18 protein-coding genes and 1 pseudogene are annotated in these 17,969 nt (G+C 60.3%); 9 read left to right on the plus strand and 10 right to left on the minus strand.

Going from position 1 to position 17,969, the window contains the following annotated elements; all coding sequences use genetic code 11:
- Positions 1-3: 3 nt before the first annotated feature.
- On the minus strand, positions 4-351 hold the full coding sequence (gene clpS / locus GTW23_RS09585; RefSeq protein ID WP_152011530.1) for an ATP-dependent Clp protease adapter ClpS: 348 nt from the start codon (positions 349-351) through the stop codon (positions 4-6).
- A gap of 233 nt (positions 352-584) precedes the next feature.
- Entirely contained in the window at positions 585-914 is a 330-nt protein-coding gene (locus tag GTW23_RS09590) for a phasin family protein (RefSeq protein ID WP_152008908.1), read from the minus strand.
- A gap of 344 nt (positions 915-1,258) precedes the next feature.
- Between GTW23_RS09590 and GTW23_RS09595 the strand changes: the two genes are divergently transcribed.
- On the plus strand, positions 1,259-2,596 hold the full coding sequence (locus tag GTW23_RS09595; RefSeq protein WP_252915601.1) for an SPOR domain-containing protein: 1,338 nt from the start codon (positions 1,259-1,261) through the stop codon (positions 2,594-2,596).
- Between the two features lie 85 nt (positions 2,597-2,681).
- On the opposite strand, the gene GTW23_RS09600 is transcribed toward GTW23_RS09595, so the two are convergent.
- From GTW23_RS09600 to GTW23_RS09610, 3 genes are all read right to left on the minus strand, one after another.
- On the minus strand, positions 2,682-3,377 hold the full coding sequence (locus GTW23_RS09600) for a DnaJ domain-containing protein (RefSeq protein ID WP_252915528.1): 696 nt from the start codon (positions 3,375-3,377) through the stop codon (positions 2,682-2,684).
- Complete coding sequence (locus GTW23_RS09605) at positions 3,374-4,153, minus strand: VWA domain-containing protein (RefSeq protein ID WP_252915529.1); 780 nt, start codon at positions 4,151-4,153, stop codon at positions 3,374-3,376. Before GTW23_RS09605 ends, GTW23_RS09600 begins: the two co-directional genes overlap by 4 nt.
- Positions 4,154-4,560: 407 nt before the next feature.
- On the minus strand, positions 4,561-4,815 hold the full coding sequence (locus GTW23_RS09610) for a hypothetical protein (protein WP_193217261.1): 255 nt from the start codon (positions 4,813-4,815) through the stop codon (positions 4,561-4,563).
- 211 nt (positions 4,816-5,026) lie between these two features.
- On the opposite strand from GTW23_RS09610, the gene GTW23_RS23495 reads away from it, so the two are divergent.
- A complete protein-coding gene (locus GTW23_RS23495) occupies positions 5,027-6,988 on the plus strand; it encodes an autotransporter family protein (protein ID WP_193217262.1) in 1,962 nt (653 codons plus the stop codon).
- A gap of 26 nt (positions 6,989-7,014) precedes the next feature.
- Here the strand turns inward: GTW23_RS23495 and GTW23_RS09620 are convergent, their stop codons facing one another.
- Both GTW23_RS09620 and GTW23_RS09625 read right to left on the minus strand, forming a co-directional pair.
- Positions 7,015-7,452, minus strand: coding sequence for a DUF1489 family protein (locus tag GTW23_RS09620; RefSeq protein WP_152008913.1), 438 nt, complete (start codon positions 7,450-7,452; stop codon positions 7,015-7,017).
- A gap of 122 nt (positions 7,453-7,574) precedes the next feature.
- Positions 7,575-8,975, minus strand: a complete 1,401-nt coding sequence (locus tag GTW23_RS09625) for an L-serine ammonia-lyase (protein ID WP_152008914.1) — start codon at positions 8,973-8,975, stop codon at positions 7,575-7,577.
- A 605-nt stretch (positions 8,976-9,580) separates the two neighbouring features.
- On the opposite strand from GTW23_RS09625, the gene GTW23_RS09630 reads away from it, so the two are divergent.
- From GTW23_RS09630 to GTW23_RS09650, 5 genes are all read left to right on the plus strand, one after another.
- Positions 9,581-10,276 carry a DUF599 domain-containing protein gene (locus tag GTW23_RS09630; RefSeq protein WP_152008915.1) on the plus strand — a complete coding sequence of 232 codons (696 nt, stop codon included), beginning with the start codon at positions 9,581-9,583 and terminating at the stop codon, positions 10,274-10,276.
- Positions 10,273-10,572, plus strand: a complete 300-nt coding sequence (locus tag GTW23_RS09635; RefSeq protein WP_252915530.1) for a DUF3253 domain-containing protein — start codon at positions 10,273-10,275, stop codon at positions 10,570-10,572. Before GTW23_RS09630 ends, GTW23_RS09635 begins: the two co-directional genes overlap by 4 nt.
- A complete protein-coding gene (locus GTW23_RS09640; protein ID WP_252915531.1) occupies positions 10,569-11,486 on the plus strand; it encodes a DMT family transporter in 918 nt (305 codons plus the stop codon). The genes GTW23_RS09635 and GTW23_RS09640 overlap by 4 nt, the downstream gene beginning before the upstream one ends.
- Positions 11,487-11,612: 126 nt before the next feature.
- On the plus strand, positions 11,613-12,593 hold the full coding sequence (locus tag GTW23_RS09645; protein WP_252915532.1) for an acetyltransferase domain-containing protein: 981 nt from the start codon (positions 11,613-11,615) through the stop codon (positions 12,591-12,593).
- A gap of 55 nt (positions 12,594-12,648) precedes the next feature.
- Positions 12,649-13,113, plus strand: a complete 465-nt coding sequence (locus tag GTW23_RS09650; protein WP_252915533.1) for a methyltransferase family protein — start codon at positions 12,649-12,651, stop codon at positions 13,111-13,113.
- Between the two features lie 46 nt (positions 13,114-13,159).
- On the opposite strand, the gene GTW23_RS09655 is transcribed toward GTW23_RS09650, so the two are convergent.
- Both GTW23_RS09655 and mgtE read right to left on the minus strand, forming a co-directional pair.
- Entirely contained in the window at positions 13,160-13,546 is a 387-nt protein-coding gene (locus GTW23_RS09655) for a MerR family transcriptional regulator (protein ID WP_152008918.1), read from the minus strand.
- An 86-nt stretch (positions 13,547-13,632) separates the two neighbouring features.
- Positions 13,633-15,006 carry a magnesium transporter gene (gene mgtE, locus GTW23_RS09660; protein ID WP_244615402.1) on the minus strand — a complete coding sequence of 458 codons (1,374 nt, stop codon included), beginning with the start codon at positions 15,004-15,006 and terminating at the stop codon, positions 13,633-13,635.
- 566 nt (positions 15,007-15,572) lie between these two features.
- On the opposite strand from mgtE, the gene GTW23_RS09665 reads away from it, so the two are divergent.
- The gene (locus tag GTW23_RS09665) at positions 15,573-15,860 is read left to right on the plus strand and encodes a hypothetical protein (protein ID WP_152008920.1); all 288 of its coding nucleotides are present in this window, start codon (positions 15,573-15,575) and stop codon (positions 15,858-15,860) included.
- A gap of 167 nt (positions 15,861-16,027) precedes the next feature.
- Here GTW23_RS09665 and GTW23_RS09670 read toward each other — a convergent pair whose 3' ends face one another.
- The gene (locus GTW23_RS09670; protein ID WP_252915534.1) at positions 16,028-17,305 is read right to left on the minus strand and encodes a glycerate kinase type-2 family protein; all 1,278 of its coding nucleotides are present in this window, start codon (positions 17,303-17,305) and stop codon (positions 16,028-16,030) included.
- Between the two features lie 550 nt (positions 17,306-17,855).
- Between GTW23_RS09670 and GTW23_RS09675 the strand changes: the two are divergent.
- Positions 17,856-17,969: pseudogene (locus GTW23_RS09675) on the plus strand (sugar phosphate isomerase/epimerase); the annotation flags it as partial.

Consider the following 17,969-nt stretch of genomic DNA (forward strand, 5'->3'; position numbering starts at 1 on the left):
TCCTCATTTCTTTTCCATCACGCATTGCAGCGGATGGTGGTTTTCGCGTGCAAAATCCATGACCTGCGTCACTTTGGTTTCAGCCACTTCATAGGTGAACACACCGCATTCGCCGACTCCGTGATTGTGGACGTGAAGCATGATCCGGGTGGCCTGCTCTCGGTCCTTCTGAAAAAAGCGCTCAAGTACATGAATTACAAACTCCATCGGGGTGTAGTCGTCATTCAGTAGCAGCACGCGGTACATGCTGGGCTTCTTCACCTGCGGCTTGGTACGGGTGATGACGGACGTGCCTCTCTCCGAGTCCCCGTCGCCGTTTTTCTTGTCCGCCTGCAGGCGTAGCAGATTCATGCTGTCGTTCACTCTGGCAAGTTCCTGTCATTTGCCGCCGGCGCGCGCAAAACCGAAGCACCGGCATTGGCTCTAACTTAGTCTTTCCTGCGGGGATTTTAAGCCCCCTTCGACACCGAAGAAAGAGATTTCCCGCACGGGTGCGCCAAACGCAAAAACCCGGCCGCACGGATATGCGACCGGGTTTGCGCGAATTCGATCCTCCACCCAGACAGGTGGAAGGCAGGCAGGTATCAGGCGGAAACCTTGGCTGCTGCCTTTTCGAAGGGCTTGTAGGCTTCCTTGGCCATGTCAGCGTAGAGTTCGCTCATCTTGGTGGCCTGCGCAACAAACGTCTCATAGGCGTTCTTGGCGTAGTCGGTCTGAATTTCGATAGCCTTGTCGAGGCTCTTGGCAGATGCCAGCTTCTCGACGACTGCGGTGCCGTCCTCGTAGGACTTCTTGGAATATTCGGTTGCTTCGGCAGCGATCTGCTGGAAACCCTTGGTCATCGACGAAACCGTGGTCAGCATGCTGTCCATGGCTTCCTTGCTCATTTTCGAAGTGCTGTCAAAGTTCATCATGGCGGAATTTCCTGTCGTTGGGGAAGGTTATGAGTTTCATCTATGTGCAATGCACAATAATGTCAAGAATATTGTGCATTGCACCAAAGTCGCGAATCCACGGTTTTCACAATGGCACACCGGCACCCGGCTCAACGGGTCGCTCCGGCACAAAACCCGGAAAGGAATAATTCATCATAAACGGATTGGTAACGACGCGGGGCTAAGATCGGACACAATGGCTGATCAAGGAGGGCGTCAGTCAGAAACCCTTTCACCTGCAAGTTCATGAGTGAGTTATCGTGTACCAGCGTAAATCCAGTTCAGCCGACCGGTTTGCCGCCCTTCCCTCCTCCGCGCTTCATCTGCTTGCCCTGATCGGCATTGCGCTTGTGCTTGGAAGCGGTCCGGCCGCTGCCAATTCCAAGTATGCGGGCATTGTTGTCGATGCCAAGACGGGCAAGACGCTCTACGCCCATGATGCGGACGAATTGCGGTATCCGGCGTCGCTCACCAAGATGATGACGCTCTACCTTGTGTTCGAGGCGCTGGAGCGCGGTCAGATCAAGCTCAGCACCCGCATCAAGTTTTCCGCCAACGCCGCCAAGGAGCCTCCGACCAAACTTGGCGTCGGCACCGGCCGTTCGATCACGGTCGAACAGGGGATCTATGCGCTGGTAACCAAGTCGGCGAACGACGCCTCCACGGCAATCGCCGAGCATCTGGGCGGCAGCGAGGCCAAGTTCGCCGCAATGATGACGGCCAAGGCACGTTCGCTCGGGATGAGCCGCACCACTTTCCGCAACGCCCATGGCCTGCCCAACTCCAAGCAGGTGAGCACGGCACGCGACATGGCGCGGCTCGGCATCGCGTTGCGCGAGCACCATCCTCGTTACTACAAGTACTTTTCCACCCGGTCCTTCACCTTCGGCAAGACGCGGATGGGCAACCACAACAGGCTTTTGGGCGCCGTGCGCGGTGTCGATGGCATAAAGACCGGCTACACCCGCGCCTCCGGATTCAATCTGGTCTCATCGGTGATCGACCGTGACCGCTCGATTGTCGCCGTGGTGATGGGTGGGCGAACAGGTGCCAGCCGCAACGCCCAGATGAAGGATCTGATCGCACGGTATCTGCCCAAGGCATCGACCCGCGGCAACGGCAACCTGATTGCCCGCGGCGCGCCTGCCAACATGGCTGTGGCGATTGCCGCGCTGGAACTGCCGAAGGTCGGCCCGGTTCCCTCGCAGCGCCATCAGGGCAACCAGCGCCTGGCCTTTGCCTATGCAGCACCCACGCCCGAACCTGTGGTTGGTCGCGCCGCGCTGGTCAATTCGCTCATCGCCCAGAAGGTCGCAATTCCAACGCCCGCACCGGCCGTTGTGCCGCCATTGCCGGTGGAAACAGCATCCAACGAAGCGGTCGACCCGGTCACCACCGCGTCAACGAACGCCATGGACGGCTGGATGATCCAGATCGGTGCAATGCCAGACCGCAATGCCGCAATCGAACTGCTTGCGCGGGCGCAGACCGCGGGCGGCAGCGCGCTGTCGGGCACCGAACCATTCACCATGGCCTATACAAAGAGCAACGAGCAGCTCTACCGGGCCCGTTTCGGCGGCTTTGACGGACAGGCAGCCGCCACACAGGCCTGCAAGACACTCAAGAAGAAAGGCTACGCCTGTTGGGCAACAGCCAACTGAAGAACCGCGGCGCTTGTTCAGCGTCTGCGTCCGGAAACAAGGGATCCGGGACTATCCACGTATTTGTATCGCGTATTCGGGGAATTCAGTCATGTCGACTCAAGAGAACAGCTTTGGCTTCGTTGATCCGGCCAGCAAGAAACGCAGAACCGCCCGCGTCGGGGTGCATCCGCTTCATGAGGCGGCGATGCGCCTCGCGGATCTCGGCTTCACCCGCCCCCGGGCCAAGACCAAGGATCTCGTAGGCCTCCTTCTCTGTCATGGCGCCCGAGCTTGGAGAAGCTCCCAGTCCCGCGTCGTCATTCATGTCAAAGCCGGCACGCCAGTCGGGCGCGCGGCGGTCAAGATACGCTTCCAGTAGGCCGAGACTCTCAGCGTCGGCGGCGAGCTCCGTGTACAGGTGCATGAGATCCGCCTCGTCGAGATCGTCGAGTTCCCGCCCTTCGTAACTGCCGGCCAGCACGAGACCGTTCATTTCGCCGGTATCGAGGTCAAGCTCCATCTCGAGAGCTGCAGACCGGACATGGGAATGCCCCCCGGGTTGCCGGATGGCGCGCGCGGCGCTGCGGGCGCGTGCGAGCATCGCAACCGCAAAGGCCAGCAGCGGAATGCCGATGCCGGAGCGTCCAAGAATGATCATTGTCACGGCGAACGCCCCGAGTCCGACGGGCAAGCCGTATCTCAGCGCCCTTGCCAGAGCGGAAGGATTGACGCTCATCAGGCCACCGGCGACAGCCACCAGAACCAGCAAGCCGCCCAGAAACATCGCGATAGCGCTCATGACCGCCCGGCTCCTCCGCCCTTGCCGGGTTTTCCCGGTCCGAGCTGCTCAAGTAACAGGCGCGCCGCTGATCCGCCGGACTTCTCCAGCGCGGGCCTGCCGCCGGTGGCATAGGTGGCCACGGCCCTGAGCAGGCTTGCGAGTTCCGATGCGGCGTTCTGGTCGAACCGGACATAGGCACCGCCGGTGACACGGGCGATCTCGCGGAATCCGACGGCCGCGGCCGGATCATGACCTTCGTGAAACATGAAACACGGGACTTTCCTGAGCGCCAGCTCTCCTGCCACCACGGCAAGCTTGTCAATGTCCTCTTCCATGGCATCGCCGATGTAGACGAGCGCACTGACCGGCCTGCCCTTTGCCTCGTCGGCAACATGGCGCAAGACCCGTCCGATCTGGGTCTGGCCGCCACGGCAGTCGATTCTGGTCATCAGATCGGCCAGTTGGCGGGTGTCGTTGACCCAGCGCGACGCCCGGCATTCGCCGAGGCCACGGAAGTAGACCAGTTGCACCGACAGCGCGGCCGTCTTGCCGACCGCATCGAACATCTCGGCCTGCAATTTGCAGGCGCTGTCCCATGTCGGCTGACGGCTCATCGTCGCGTCCAGCGCAAAGGCCAGACGGCCGGAGCCACCGGCACTTGCGGGAACAACGGATTTGGCGGCGGTGAGAAAGGCCGCGATCTCGGAGCGCGAGGACATGGCAGCGCCTTCTGCAGGCGCGGCACCGCCACGCTTTGACAAGGCCTTCTCAGATCCGGTCTTATCTTTTGTCATTGAGGAGTAGAACCGCCCTTTTCGGATTTGCTTCGCCCCGCAGACGACTCTTAGCTTCACTTCTGCGGTCAGTTAGAACCTATTTGGCGCTTTGTTCCACAAACACAAGAGTATCATGGTTTCGCATCCGGTCCGGCGCATGCCGTGTCGATTGCACGAGGTCGTACTGTCCCCGATCGGCAAGCCGTTCGCCTCAACCAACTGCTTGCCGATTCTGAGCCGGCCCACGCGGACTGCCCGGGCCGGGTGAATGTGTAGACTGGGAGTACAGAGGAATCATTCACTCCGTATCTTACGACACAACTGTCAAATTCAAGACGTTAAGCAGCATGAACTGCGTTGGTGATCCAGTGCAGCGGCTTTGGAATAGTTTCACACAAGGTTACGCCAGCTATTTGAGCATTTACTTATTTGCTCAAGATCAAAAGGGGCGCAACCTTGAAACCAGCCATCGTTTGCAGGCCGCACATTTCACGAAGCATGCATCGCAACTTGATGGTCGGGCTGGCGACGGTTGCCGTGGCCGTTCCGCTCGGAATCAAGCCCGCATCCGCATCGGGCTGTATATCCGCGGGAGTGGGCACTTTCGTGGTCTCGGGCAACGCGTTCGTGAATCCCGCCACGCTGGATCCGCCAAAGAGATACTGTTTGAGTTCGCGCACCGATGTAATCTTCCAAGCGGGCACGATCCCACCAAATGGCGTGCTGGATGTCTATACAGGGCAGACCTTTGCCCCTTCCTTTGTCATCGATTCCTATCATCTCAATTCCATCCTGCTGTCCGGTACAAGCATTGCCGCAGCCCCCAATCCGGGTACGCCGTTCCTGAGAACTCACCCTCTCCCGATAGCTGACTCAATCGGAGCGATGCGAGTGAACCTCGTGGGTGTGGACATCGGCGAGAACCGCTCGATAGAGCTGACCAAGGCATCGGGAATCAAACAGATCCAGGACGTTTACATCGTGAGCGCCCAACCTCGGACCTATCAGAGCTTTAGCATCTCCAATCCCAACCTGGTTGCCATTGGCGCCTACAACATCATCGGACAGACATTTGTCCAGCCAACCGATCTGACGCTGAAACAGAGCGCCATTACCAATGCAAAGGTGCTGGGCATTGAAAAGGGCTCGACCCTGAAACTCGATGCCAGCACCATCGACACGGAATTCGTCAGGCTTGATGGAACGCTGGCAGGCAACGGGACGATTCGCGGCGCAGCCGGTGCCGGAAGCAGCGTTAGTTTCTTCACGCGATCCGGCTCGGTTCTTTCACCGGGACTGTCAATCGGCACACTCAACATTGAGGGCAGTCTTGGCGTTCAGGGAGCGACATCACTCATATCCGAAATCGACCCCAACGCAGCACAGAAAGCAGACCTGCTTTCCGTCACCGGGGCGTTGACCGGCGCCAACAACCTGACCGTCACGCTTGAAAAGGACAGCGGGTTTTCAGCAAGCGGCGCAGGCGAAATTTCCGACTTTACCGGATCGACCTATACGGTGCTGACAGCAGCGAGCATCGACAGCGATGCGGTTACGCTGGTGGAGGGCGGATCGCTCAACGCCCATCTTTCGGCCAGGCTGATCGGCCAGCCCAGCGCCACCGGTCAGGTTGTGGTCGGCTTCACCGACAATTCCGCCACTCCGGGCCATGTGCCGTCGAAACTGCCTGCCTCAACACCGTGGTCTACACTGGCCTCGGCTATTGCGGCCACCCACCACAATACCGTGGTCAACGGCATCGCTGGCGGCGGCACCGCTCCGGGCGGGACCGGAAGCGGCAGTGGCGGTCAACAGCGACTGAGCAACGGACAAACCGTCAGCACCGCCTGGCTGGGACTGACGAACGCTCAGGTTGGTCAACTCGACCAGGTCCATGCGGAGCCCTACTCCTCCAATCTGACTGTCGGCCTCGAACAACTCGAACACATTGCCTCGTCGGTAATGGCGCGCATGTCGGCCGATGATGGCTCCAACGCCAGAGATGATGGCCTGTGGATGGACGTCTCGCATATTCGGGGACGTGTGGACGGCAAGAACGGTCTTGGCGATTTCGGTTACTCGCTGTCCAACCTGCTGGTGGGCGCCGACCTGATCGAGCACGAGCGCTTCAGTGCAGGCGTCTATGGTGGCTATGCCCACAAGACGATGCACGAGCACGACAAGGTGTCTCAGGACTTTTCGGGCCAAAGTGCTGTCGCAGGCGTTTACGGATTTGCAGAAATCGACCAATTCGTCCTGTCGATGACCGCGGGCTATGCACACGGCTGGCACACATCCAAGCGCTTCAACCCGAATGTCGGGTTGTTCACCGGGGGCGTGGCCAGCGCAGCCTTTACCTCGAGAAGCGCCTTTGCCTCGTCCCAGCTGGGTTACCGGATAGAGATTGACGACACGACGCGTCTTGAGCCGTTCGTCACCGGCTCCTACTCCAGGATATGGCAGAGCGGCCTTGCCGAGAGCGGCGGGCATGACTTCAACTACCGCATTGCAAAGGCTCACGCCGAGGCCCTGACAGGCGGTGTCGGCGTGAACTTCAGTACAGATCTCTCCACCACCGCGACAGGCCGTGATCTCATGCTGGTCGCATTCCTGCGGTACGATCACGACTTCGAAGCCGCAAAGACCACGGCGCACCAAGTCTCCGCGACGAGCCACCTGTTCGGGACATTCACGCAGGCCGGACAGAACCGGGGCGCACATTCCGTGACAGGCGGGCTGGGACTGAGCGGTTCCCTGACTGCCAGAACAGCAATACGCGCCGGAGTGACCGCTTCGCGCAACCAGAATGGCCATGAGATTGGCGGCGGCGCACATCTGAAAGTCAAATTCTGATCAGGCCCAGAGCTGGGGCGTTTCGCTCAGAGTAACCCCAGCCCCGCCAGTTCCCGCTTGAGCTCGGGCGGCAATTCGTCGTCGCCGCTACCAGGCGCGCCGAGATCAGGCGGCGCGTCCTTGGGATCGAGGTAACGCCAGCCCTGGAAGGGGCGCCGCGGTGCCCAGGAGGTTTCGTGCAGAACCGGCTCAAGCACGAGATGGCACCGGGAGATACCGTCGGTATCAACGAATGGCCGGATGTCGACAAGACGTTGCCGGGCCTGGATATTGCCCTTGATCACCCAGTAGAGCGAGCCGCCATCGAGCAGTTCGGCCATCCGCTTGGGGACCATGCGGGTGGTGTGAAACTGCTCGGGTTCCTGTCCTGCGGCCGCCATCATTGCCAGGCGGCGCTGCATCCAGTCGCGCTGGTCCTCAACGCTTTCCGCACCGACACAGAGTTTGAGAAGATGAAGAGCCATGGGACGATACATCGGGTTCCGACCGGCCGGGGTCAAGACAGAGGCGGACGAAACCCGGCGCCGTCCACAGGCTCAGTGTCCGGACGCCCGTGCGGCACTCGCCCGAAAGCAGCCCAGGCCACTCAGCATTCGACCACATTGACGGCCAGGCCGCCGGTGGAGGTCTCCTTGTAGCGCTCGTTCATGTCGAGCCCGGTCTGCCGCATGGTCTCGATGCAGGCGTCGAGCGGCACGAAATGCTGGCCATCGCCCTTCATCGCCAGGGAGGCGGCGGTAACTGCCTTGACCGCACCCAGCGCATTGCGCTCGATGCACGGCACCTGAACCAGCCCGCCGACCGGATCGCAGGTCATGCCAAGATGATGCTCCAGCGCGATTTCGGCAGCATTTTCAATCTGCTCCGGAGTGCCGCCCATGACTGCGGCAAGCCCCGCCGCCGACATCGCCGCGGCAGAACCCACTTCGCCCTGGCAGCCGACCTCGGCGCCGGAAATCGAGGCGTTGTGCTTGATGATGCCGCCGACCGCTGCCGCGGTCAGCAGATAGTCGCGGATAGCCTGCTGGTCTGCACCATCATGAAACTGCAGAACGTAGCGGATGGTGGCGGGTATGACGCCGGCCGCACCATTGGTCGGCGCGGTAACGACACGGCCGCCGACGGCATTCTCCTCGTTGACCGCCATGGCGTAGACACTCAGCCAGTCGTTGGCCAACAGCGGATTGCGCCTGTTCTGCCGCCATTCGTCCTGCAGCTTGTCGTGAAGAACGCGGGCTCTTCTGCGCACCTTGAGACCGCCCGGCATGATGCCCTCGCCAGCCAGTCCGCGGTCGATGCAGCCGCTCATGGCGCTCCAGATACGGTCGAGACCGGCATCCAGTTCCTCGCCGGACATGTGGGTTTCTTCGTTGGCCCGCTTCATCTGCGCGATGCTGAGGCCGGATTTCTTCGCCATTTCCAGCATCTGCTGGGCGTTTCGGAAGGGATAGGGCACTGTCTTGTCGACAGCTGCCTTCTTTGCGCTCTTCATGGCCTCCAGTTCGGTGTCGGAGACGACAAAGCCACCGCCGACGGAATAGTAGATACGGCGCAGCAGCATCTGCCCGTCACGATCATAGGCCGAAAACGTCATGCCGTTGGCATGGCCCGGCAAAGGGTTCTTCTTGTCAAAGACAAGGTCGGCCTTCGGATCGAACTGATAGCCGGGATGGCCGCGAGGGTTGATCATCCGGCTCTTCTCCACGCCGTCGATGATCGCATCCATCCGGTCAGGGTCGACCTGGTCCGGCAACTCGCCGGTGAGGCCGAGAATCACCGCCCTGCCCGTTCCGTGACCGACACCGGTGAAGGCCAGCGAACCATGCAGAGAGGCCTTGATCTGGGCAACCTTGGCGCCAGCCGGCCGGGGCCAGTCGGACCCGGCGATCTCATCGAGGAAGCGCACGGCAGCAGACATCGGTCCCATGGTGTGGGAACTCGACGGGCCGACGCCGATCTTGAAAACATCAAAGACTGAAAGAAACATGGATCGTGACTGCTCCGGTGAGACGACACACATTACATGCGCGCCGGGTGCACGACCGTCAATCCACCGACGTCCGGTGCCGCTAAGGCGACAGGGCTTGTCTGGAGCGCCGTTCGGACAAAGAAAAACAGCGCCGGCCGCCGGGGCCATGCGCTGTCGTTTTCCGATCACAAATTGTCAGACGATACGTTCGCTCAGATGCCGCCGAAAAGGTAGGCCAGTGCGAGAATTCCCGAAAAACCGATCACTGCGCGGGCGGTAATGCCCCAGCAGGATTTCTGTGCGGTCTCTTCCATGATCACTCCGGTTGTAAACACAAATCTCAGGCCGTCCCGTCCGCTTGGCGGCGCTCGGCGCAGGCTCGGGTGTTTAACGATCCGGAAACCTTTTCGCAACCGCAAAAAAGGCAAATCTGTGGCCATGTTTTCATATCAGCCCCGACATTCCTGCATGGCTATATGACAATTCAACACCTTAGCGTGATCGGGCTAAAAACCTACCGGTGATTTCGACCACAGTTCGGCCATGGGCATGAAAGAATGGTTACCAGGCAATCCCGCAACAGAAGCTTTGCGTCCGCAATCGCTTCATGCCAAAACCGAAGCATGACAAATCATGACTATCTGGCATTCTGCTGGTTTGCGTTTTCCTGGTTCGCCTTTTCGCTGGCGTCAAACAATCACCTGCCGATCAAGCGGGTGAGCCTGACTACGGCCATGAATCAGCATCGCAAGCGCTGGATGCAGGTGGCGGCGCGGCGCGACCTGCGCATGATCGACACTGCGATCATGGCCGGCTTGCAGAACGGCACGGCTTTTTTCGCCTCAACCACCATATTTGCCATCGGCGGGTGCTTTGCTTTGCTGGGCGCCACCGACCGGGTGATGGCGGTGGCCGATGACCTGCCGATCAGGCTGGTCGCAGATCCGGCCGCGTTCGAACTCAAGGTCTTTGGCCTGATCGCGATCTTCGCTTACGCCTTCTTCAAGTTCGGCTGGTCCTACCGGCTTTTCAACTATTCCTCGATCCTGTTCGGCGCGATCCCGATGAAGGGCAGCGACGGCGGTGACGATGCAGCGCTGGAAGCGGCGGCAAACCGGGCCGCTTCGATCAACATTCTCGCAGGACGTCATTTCAATTCCGGCCTGAGAGCCACCTTTCTTTCCATTGGCTATCTCGGCTGGTTCGCCGGGCCATGGTTTCTCATGGGCTCGACAACGCTGGTGATTCTGGTGTTGCTGCGGCGGCAATTCTTCTCCAATGCCCGCGATGCAATCCTCAAGGACACCGTGATCTCGTGACATCCAATCAATCGCATGATCCGGCTGCGCTGCGGGCGGCCATACTCGACCTGCTTGCACAGAAGCCGGAAGGCAAGAGCATCTCGCCCACAGAAGCCGCGCGGTCCATCGCCGGGCCGGACGAGCAGCAATGGAGCCGCCTGATGAAGCCGTTGCGCGCGGTTGCCATCGAGATGGCCAAAGCGGGTGAACTCCAGATCCTGCGCAAGAACAAGCCCGCCAATCCATCGGACTTCCGCGGCGTCTATCGCCTCGCCCTGCCGCCGAACAACGCCAACGGGTCTGGCGCGTCATGAGCACACCCGCGCAACCGATCAGGATCCCGACGCAACTCGATCTTGGTCTCATGATCATGACATCGCTGATGCTGGCCTCGGGGTTCATCGCCATCAGGCTTGCCGTGCCCGAGACCGGGCCGGTATGGCTTGCCGCGATCCGAGTCGGCATCGGTTTCATGGTGCTTCTGCCCTATGCCATGTGGCGCGGCATGGTATGGCCCGCCAGTCGATCGCAATGGGCGCTGATCATCGGCATGGCGCTGCTCAACGTGGTGGTGCCGTTCATTCTCGTGGCCTGGGCCGGCAAGACCATCGAGGCGAGTGTCCTGGCACTTCTGATGGGGACCGGGCCCTTTCTTGCGCTGATTGGCAGCCATCTGATGACCGATGACGACCGGCTGACACCGCGCAAGCTGGTGTCCGTGCTGCTGGGTTTTTCGGGAATTGTGGTTCTGGTGGGACCCAGCATCTTCGCCGGGCTGGCTGGAGGCCCCCTGCTCGGCAAGCTTGCCGCGCTGGCGGCTTCGGCCTGCTATGTCATGGCGGGGCTTCTGATACGGCGCATCACGCTTCCCCCGGTCCGGCTCGCCTGTCTCGCGCTGGCGATCGGGTCCGCGGTGCTCATTCCCCTGGCAATCGCGACCGAAGGCCTGTTGTCGCCTGCACTGTCGGCAACAGCCATCGGCTCGCTGATCTATCTCGGCCTGTTTCCCACAGGCATTGCCTATATCCTCAGGTTCTCGCTGATCCGCTCGATCGGCTATACGCGGTTCTCACTCTCCATCAATCTGGTTCCGATTTTCGGAGTGGCCCTGGGCGTGGTCCTGCTTGGTGAGCCGATATCTCTCAATCTTGTTGCGGCTCTGGCCCTGGTACTGGCCGGGCTCGTGGTCAGCAGCGGCGGGAGAAAACCGCCTTCCGACATTTTGTAATCGGCTGCGAGCGGAGTTTCGAAGACTGTTTGGGGTATAACGGAGTTCACCCGATTCCCTTTCGCAGGCATCGGTTCTAGAATGGAGGCCGGCGGCCTTGCCGATGCTTCCCATGGAGAAACAGGCTTGAGTGATACCGTCGGGACTGCACCGCAACCGCAAACACCTACGCGGCGCATCGATGTGCTCGACCTGGCTCGCGGCCTGGCCCTGTTCGCCATGGCGACCTACCATTTCTCATGGGATCTCGAACTGTTCGGCTATCTCGATCCTGGGACCAGCACGCATGGGCCTCTCAAGCTCTACGCCCGTGCGATCGCTGCAAGCTTCCTGTTCCTCGCAGGCGTCAGCCTTGTCCTCGCCCATGGCAAGGGAGTAAGGCCAAGCGCCTTTGCCAAACGGATAGGCATGGTTGCAGGTGCGGCGGCATTGATCAGCCTGGCGACCTATTTCGCCACGCCGGACAGTTTCATCTTTTTTGGGATATTGCATGCAATCGCGGCCGCCAGCATCGTCGGGCTGGCGTTTCTGAGGCTGCCGGCACCGCTGACCGTGCTTTCAGGAATTCTCTGCATTGCCGTCCCCCTGGTCTACCGCAACGAGGCATTCAACCCGGCCTGGCTGAGCTGGATCGGCCTGTTCACGGTGCCGCCGCGTTCCAACGATTTCGTTCCGCTGCTGCCCTGGCTTGGTCCTTTCCTGATCGGCATGGGCGTGACCCGTGCCGCCCTTTCGCGCGGTCTGACCGAGCGCCTTGCAGCGATTGAGCCGGGCGACAGCCCGGTTGCACGCGCAACCCGTTTCTGCGGCCGCCACAGTCTGGCCTTTTATCTCTTGCATCAACCGGTGCTGCTGTCGCTGGTCTGGGCTGCATCCCAGGTCGCCCCACCAACTCCGGTCGACCCCCTGCCCGCATTCGTCGCCGAGTGCGAAACAGGTTGCAGTGCCAACAACAGCGCGGCATTCTGTCAACGGTTTTGCGGGTGTGTGACCGATGAACTGCTGTCGCGCGGATTGTTCCAGCCCTATGTTTCGGGGCAGATCACCCAGGAAACAGACGCGCGAATACCGGCAATTGCGGAGCAGTGCACGGCACAGTCACGATAGACCTATATATTTGTAATATTTATTTTTTTAATTGCCAAAACAGGGATTCCGAAACATGAATGCCTACCGGGAGAGACCGAATTTCATTCCTTGGCCACCATTGCTGCTTGTGGGCTTTACCCTCTCGGCAATCCTGCTCAACCTTGCATCCCCGCTGCCACTTGAGTTCACAGGCACCAGAACGCTTGGCGGCATCCTGATTGTCGCGGCTCTTGGGATTGACCTTTGGGCGATGCGCACCCTGCACGAAGCCAAGACCACCATCCTGCCAAACCGGGGCTCCAGCCACCTCGTCGCAAACGGGCCGTTCGGCTACAGCCGCAATCCGATCTATCTGGCCAACATGGTGCTGCTTGCAGGCATGGGCTTTGTTTCTATGAATGCCTGGTTCGTGGTGCTGGCGCCTGTGGACGGCATCCTCACGCACCTGCTTGCGATCAGGCGCGAGGAGCGACATCTGCTGGCCCGGTTCGGGTATCAGTTCGAAGATTATTGCCGTAAGGTCCGGCGCTGGATCTGAGCGCCACCAGAGAGGCGTTCAGGACCCGGTTTGCGGCCTTTCCGGCTCAGGTGTTGACGCCGATTTCAGCAAGGCGGGTCAGGCAGGATTCCTCGATGTGGTCGAGTTCGACCAGCGTTTCATCTATGTCCCTGCGCTTCTGGCGCAGGTCCTCGCGCTTCTCCTCGACCTTGCGCATGAGCAGCCTCAACTGACCCGCTTCGCCCGGCGGGTCCTTGTAGACCTGAATGATTTCCCGGATTTCAGCAATCGTGAAGCCGATACGGCGGCCGCGCAGGATTTCCTGGATCAACCGCCGGTCAGCCGACCGGAACAGACGTGTCCGGCCGCGGCGCTCGGGCTGGATCAGCCCCTCGTCCTCATAAAAACGCAGGGTCCTGGTCGAGATCCCGAACTCGCGGGTCAACTCGGTAATGGTATAGTACTTGTCCAAGGGGGACCTATCCGCAAATCTCTGATGACAGTTTACGCTTACGTATAAGTCAAAATCGCGTGCATGGCCACCGCTGCAAACGCAAATCAGGCGAGTGACAACCACCATCCTGCCAATCCGAGAAAGGCGAAGAAGCCGACGACGTCGGTGACGGTGGTGACAAACACCGCCGACGCGATCGCCGGGTCGGCTCCCACCTTGTCGAGAAACAGCGGCAGCAGGATGCCGGCGAGAGCCGCTGCCAGCATGTTGACCACCATGGCCGCAGCAATGATGCCGCCAAGACCCTGGCTCGAGAACCAGGCGCCGGCGACAACACCGATGATTACCGCGAACAACACCCCGTTGATGAAACCGACGGCCGCTTCACGGCGGATGATCCGGCCGGCATTGTAGATATCAAGATCGCGGGTGGCCAGAGCGCGCACGGTCACCGTCATGGTCTGGGTTCCGGCATTGCCGCCCATCGAGGCAACGATCGGCATCAGCACCGCCAGCGCCACCATCTGCTCGATGGTTGCATCAAACAGGCTGATCACGGCGGAGGCCAGGATGGCGGTGCCGAGATTGATCAGCAGCCAGGTAAAACGGGACCGCACGGTCGACAGGATACTGTCGGAGAGTTCCTCGTCGCCCACGCCGCCCAGACGCTTGATGTCCTCTTCGGCTTCCTCATGGATGACATCGACCACATCATCGATGGTCAGCACACCGACCAGGCGCTCGTTCTCGTCAACCACGGCGGCGGAGAGAAGGTCGTACTGCTCGAACAGCTGCGCGGCTTCTTCCTGGTCCATCTCCGCATTGATGCGGTAGCGGGTCTCGTCCATGACCTCTTCGATGCGAACAAGCCGCTTGGTGCGCAGGATCTTGTCGAGAGCCACTGCGCCGACCAGCTTGAAGGTCGGGTCGATGACGAAGATCTGGCTGAAGCTGTCGGGCAGATCTTCCTCGTCACGCATGTAGTCGATGGTCTGGCCAACCGTCCAGAACGGCGGCACGGCGACAAACTCGGTCTGCATGCGGCGGCCGGCCGTGTCCTCGGGATAGTCCAGCGAGCGGCGCAGACGCACCCGCTCGGTAAATGGCAGGGCTGCGAGAATTTCCTTCTGGTCCGCCTCGTCGAGGTCTTCAAGAATGTAGACCGCGTCGTCCGAATCGAGATCTCCGAGGGCTTCGGCGATCTTGGCGTTGGGCAACGCCTCGATGATCTCCAGGCGGATGGCCTCGTCGACTTCGGTCAGCGCGGCGAAGTCGAAATCATCGCCGAGCAGCGAGACCAGCGCATGGCGCTGGGCGGCATTGATCGATTCCAGCAGGTCGCCGAGCTCGGATTCGTGCAGGCGAACGACGTGCTCGCGCAGGAACAGAACATCCCGGTCGGCAATCGCAGCGCCCACCGCGGTAAGGTAATCCTGCCGGATGGAACCGTCGTCGCCGTAGATGTCGTCCTGATCCATCGCTTCCGACGGGGATGGAGACGCAGTGATGTCTTCTTCGCGGTCAGCGGGGTCGGTCATGGCCAAAACTCTCAGGCAGGTTCTTGTCAGCGGGAACGGGCCAACAGGTCTTAAAGTGCGGCGGGCAACAGCGCCATAAGGATACCTATTGCAGCGGCATCGAATTTCGAATCGTCACAGGTCGGAACAGGATTATCTCTCTATTTCAAGCCCGTTCTAAAATACAGGCGTATTTAACTGTGGAAACATGTCCCCCCGCGACCTTGGGTGAATTGCTACAACCGAAGCTACGTGCAACGCTGTTTCTGAACTGATCAGAAAAGGATTTGGACTGCTCCCTCTAGATGGGCGCGGACCGCAAGACTGCGAGCGGCTTTTCATTCCCGAAAATGCGAGCAGATCACAGACCCCGTTGCAAGCTTACCACTTGCGCAAATCATAAGACCAGCGCGAAAACTGGACAATTCATTGCGAATCATGGCTTATCTTATAAAGTTCTATTTTAAATCATCAGTATTGAGTCGTGATTTGAGTGTCGCCAACAACTCCTGTCAGGACACGAACAGATGACAGTTTCACAACGGCTCGAAAATCTGAAGAGAGTTCACGAAACCAAAGCGCCTGAAATCATTCGCCTGACAGAAGATGCGAATACTCCTACCCGCCAGAAGCAAGTGATTTACGGTTGCCTGAACAACCTGTGCCGGATCTCGGCTCTGCTCTACGGAGAGATTTCGGCCGAGCCGGGAAACTACGACCTGCTTGAGGAAGCGGCGGAACTCGACAATGCGCTGGTGCAGTTGCGCAGCTATGTCGGAAGCCAGATTTCACTGAGAATGCACTCGGCTGCATGATGAACGTCCGCTCGGCGGCGTTTCTGTTCCAAGCGTGCCTACTTGGCGTGGCGTCTCTTCACATGCGCCTGCGGTACATCGCACGGGCGTTCAAGAATATGCCCGAGCATGCCCAACACCCCCTGACAGCATCCAACTGACAGCTTGCCGACAGCTTCCAAAATTGCTCAATCCGGCACGTCTCCGATCAGGATCGCCCGGAAATCATTGACGTTGGTGCCGGTCGGACCGGTAACGAACAACGCACCGATCGCATCGAAGGCCGTCCAGGCATCGTTGGCGGCAAGGCTCGCCAGTGGATCAATGCCCCGTGCCCGCATTTCAGCTGCGGTCTGCGGACCGGCGAAAGCGCCGGCATTGTCCTCGGATCCGTCAATGCCGTCGGTATCGGCGGCGAGCGCGGCAATCCCGTCAACGCCATCGATGGCGGAAGCAAAGGAGAGCAGGAATTCGGTGTTGCGCCCGCCCTTGCCCTTTCCTTTCAGGGTGACCGTGGTCTCTCCACCGGAGAGGATAATGACGGGTTTGGCGAACGGACGGTCGCGGCCGGCGACTTCCCGGGCGATCGCCGCATGGACGAGGCCGACATCGCGGGCTTCTCCCTCCACCGCATCAGACAGGATGGCGGCATCGATCCCGGACTTGCGCGCCAGATCGGCCGCGGCCTCAAGCGACAAGCCGGCCGACGCGATAACCCGAACCTCGTTGCTTGCAAAGACCGGATCATCTGGACGGGGCGGCAGATCGGCACCGCTGGTAAAATACCGCTGGATCCGTTCGGGCAGGACGATGTTCCGGGCTTCGATCATGGACCGGACTTCGGACATGGTGACCGGGTCGGGCACGGTGGGGCCGGAGGCCACCTGGGAGGGCTCGTCTCCCGGCACGTCGGAGACAACCAGCGAGACCACCCGAGCCGGAAAGGCGGCGGCAGCAAGCCGGCCTCCCTTGATCCGGCTTGCGTGTTTTCTGATCGCGTTCATCACCCCGATCGGGGCGCCCGAGGCGAGCAGCGCCTGGTTGAGCTGCTGCTCGTCGGCAAGCGTCAGGCCTTCGGGCGGTGCCGGAAGAAGCGCCGACCCGCCGCCGCAGATGAGCGCCACGACCAGATCGTCCGCGGTCAGGTTCGACACGGCATCAAACAGGGTCCGGGTTGCTTCAAGTCCGGCCTGGTCCGGTACGGGATGGCTGGCTTCGAGAACCTTGATCCTGCGGCACGGCGCGGCGTAGCCATACCGGGTCACGACGACGCCTGACAGCGGAGCGTCCCACAGATCCTCGAACGCCGCTGCCAGTTGGGCCGCGCCCTTCCCCGCACCGATCACCACGGTCCTGCCAACAGGCCTTTCCGGCAGCGCATCGATCAATGCCTTTCGCGGATCGGCCCGCTCTACGGCGGCCTCAAACAGGCTGGTCAGAAAATCACGTTTTCGGGGATCAATCACGCTTGTTACCACATCAACTAGCTCTGCCGGGTGGGGCAAGACTGGAATAAGTGCCGGGCCCAGCCGTCGGCTTCATAAACGCCATTTCTGATTGTTTTGCGTACGAAGTCAAACCGGATCGATCAGCCATCAGATGCGGGAACAGCGATCAAGGCCGCGGTGAAGACAAGGCTCGATGAGGCATTTGGCCGGACACCCCGGATCCCTCCAGCACCACGCCGAAACTGCAGCCCAAAGCTGATTGGTCAGCCGGGCAAAGGAGCGCCGGCGATCAGCATCGACAATCTTGGCAATCCGGATATCGGTTTTGCCTAATGCCCTGAAGCAGTGTATTGGCGAAGATACAAACGATTTAATGATTTGCGCTGGGAGCACTGAACACAGGCGAGAAACGCTGCAGATCCGTGAGGAGACCTGCACCACAACGGAGGGTCTCAACGCCTCCTGCCTCTTGTTTTAGGATGGTGCGGGACGGATGGATGTCGACACGTTTCTGCGGACGACATTCAATGAAAGCCTGGGGGCGATTGAATTCTGGAGGAGGAAACCAATGAGAACGATCAAGGGGCCGGCGTTGTTCCTGGCGCAGTTTGCCGGCGATGAAGCGCCGTTCAATTCGTGGGAGTCGATCACCAAGTGGGCGGCGGATTGCGGCTACAAGGGG

The organism is Parahoeflea alexandrii (assembly GCF_024105735.1).
GTDB lineage: Bacteria > Pseudomonadota > Alphaproteobacteria > Rhizobiales > Rhizobiaceae > Hoeflea > Hoeflea alexandrii.

Bases quoted from the DNA above. Each gene is read 5' to 3' on its own strand.
- clpS (WP_152011530.1), bottom strand. From the start codon at position 351: ATGAATCTGCTACGCCTGCAGGCGGACAAGAAAAACGGCGACGGGGAC.
- GTW23_RS09590 (WP_152008908.1), bottom strand. From the start codon at position 914: ATGATGAACTTTGACAGCACTTCGAAAATGAGCAAGGAAGCCATGGAC.
- GTW23_RS09600 (WP_252915528.1), bottom strand. From the start codon at position 3,377: ATGAGCGCTATCGCGATGTTTCTGGGCGGCTTGCTGGTTCTGGTGGCT.
- GTW23_RS09605 (WP_252915529.1), bottom strand. From the start codon at position 4,153: ATGACAAAAGATAAGACCGGATCTGAGAAGGCCTTGTCAAAGCGTGGC.
- GTW23_RS09620 (WP_152008913.1), bottom strand. From the start codon at position 7,452: ATGGCTCTTCATCTTCTCAAACTCTGTGTCGGTGCGGAAAGCGTTGAG.
- GTW23_RS09625 (WP_152008914.1), bottom strand. From the start codon at position 8,975: ATGTTTCTTTCAGTCTTTGATGTTTTCAAGATCGGCGTCGGCCCGTCG.
- GTW23_RS09630 (WP_152008915.1), top strand. From the start codon at position 9,581: ATGACAAATCATGACTATCTGGCATTCTGCTGGTTTGCGTTTTCCTGG.
- GTW23_RS09640 (WP_252915531.1), top strand. From the start codon at position 10,569: ATGAGCACACCCGCGCAACCGATCAGGATCCCGACGCAACTCGATCTT.
- GTW23_RS09650 (WP_252915533.1), top strand. From the start codon at position 12,649: ATGAATGCCTACCGGGAGAGACCGAATTTCATTCCTTGGCCACCATTG.
- mgtE (WP_244615402.1), bottom strand. From the start codon at position 15,006: ATGGATCAGGACGACATCTACGGCGACGACGGTTCCATCCGGCAGGAT.
- GTW23_RS09665 (WP_152008920.1), top strand. From the start codon at position 15,573: ATGACAGTTTCACAACGGCTCGAAAATCTGAAGAGAGTTCACGAAACC.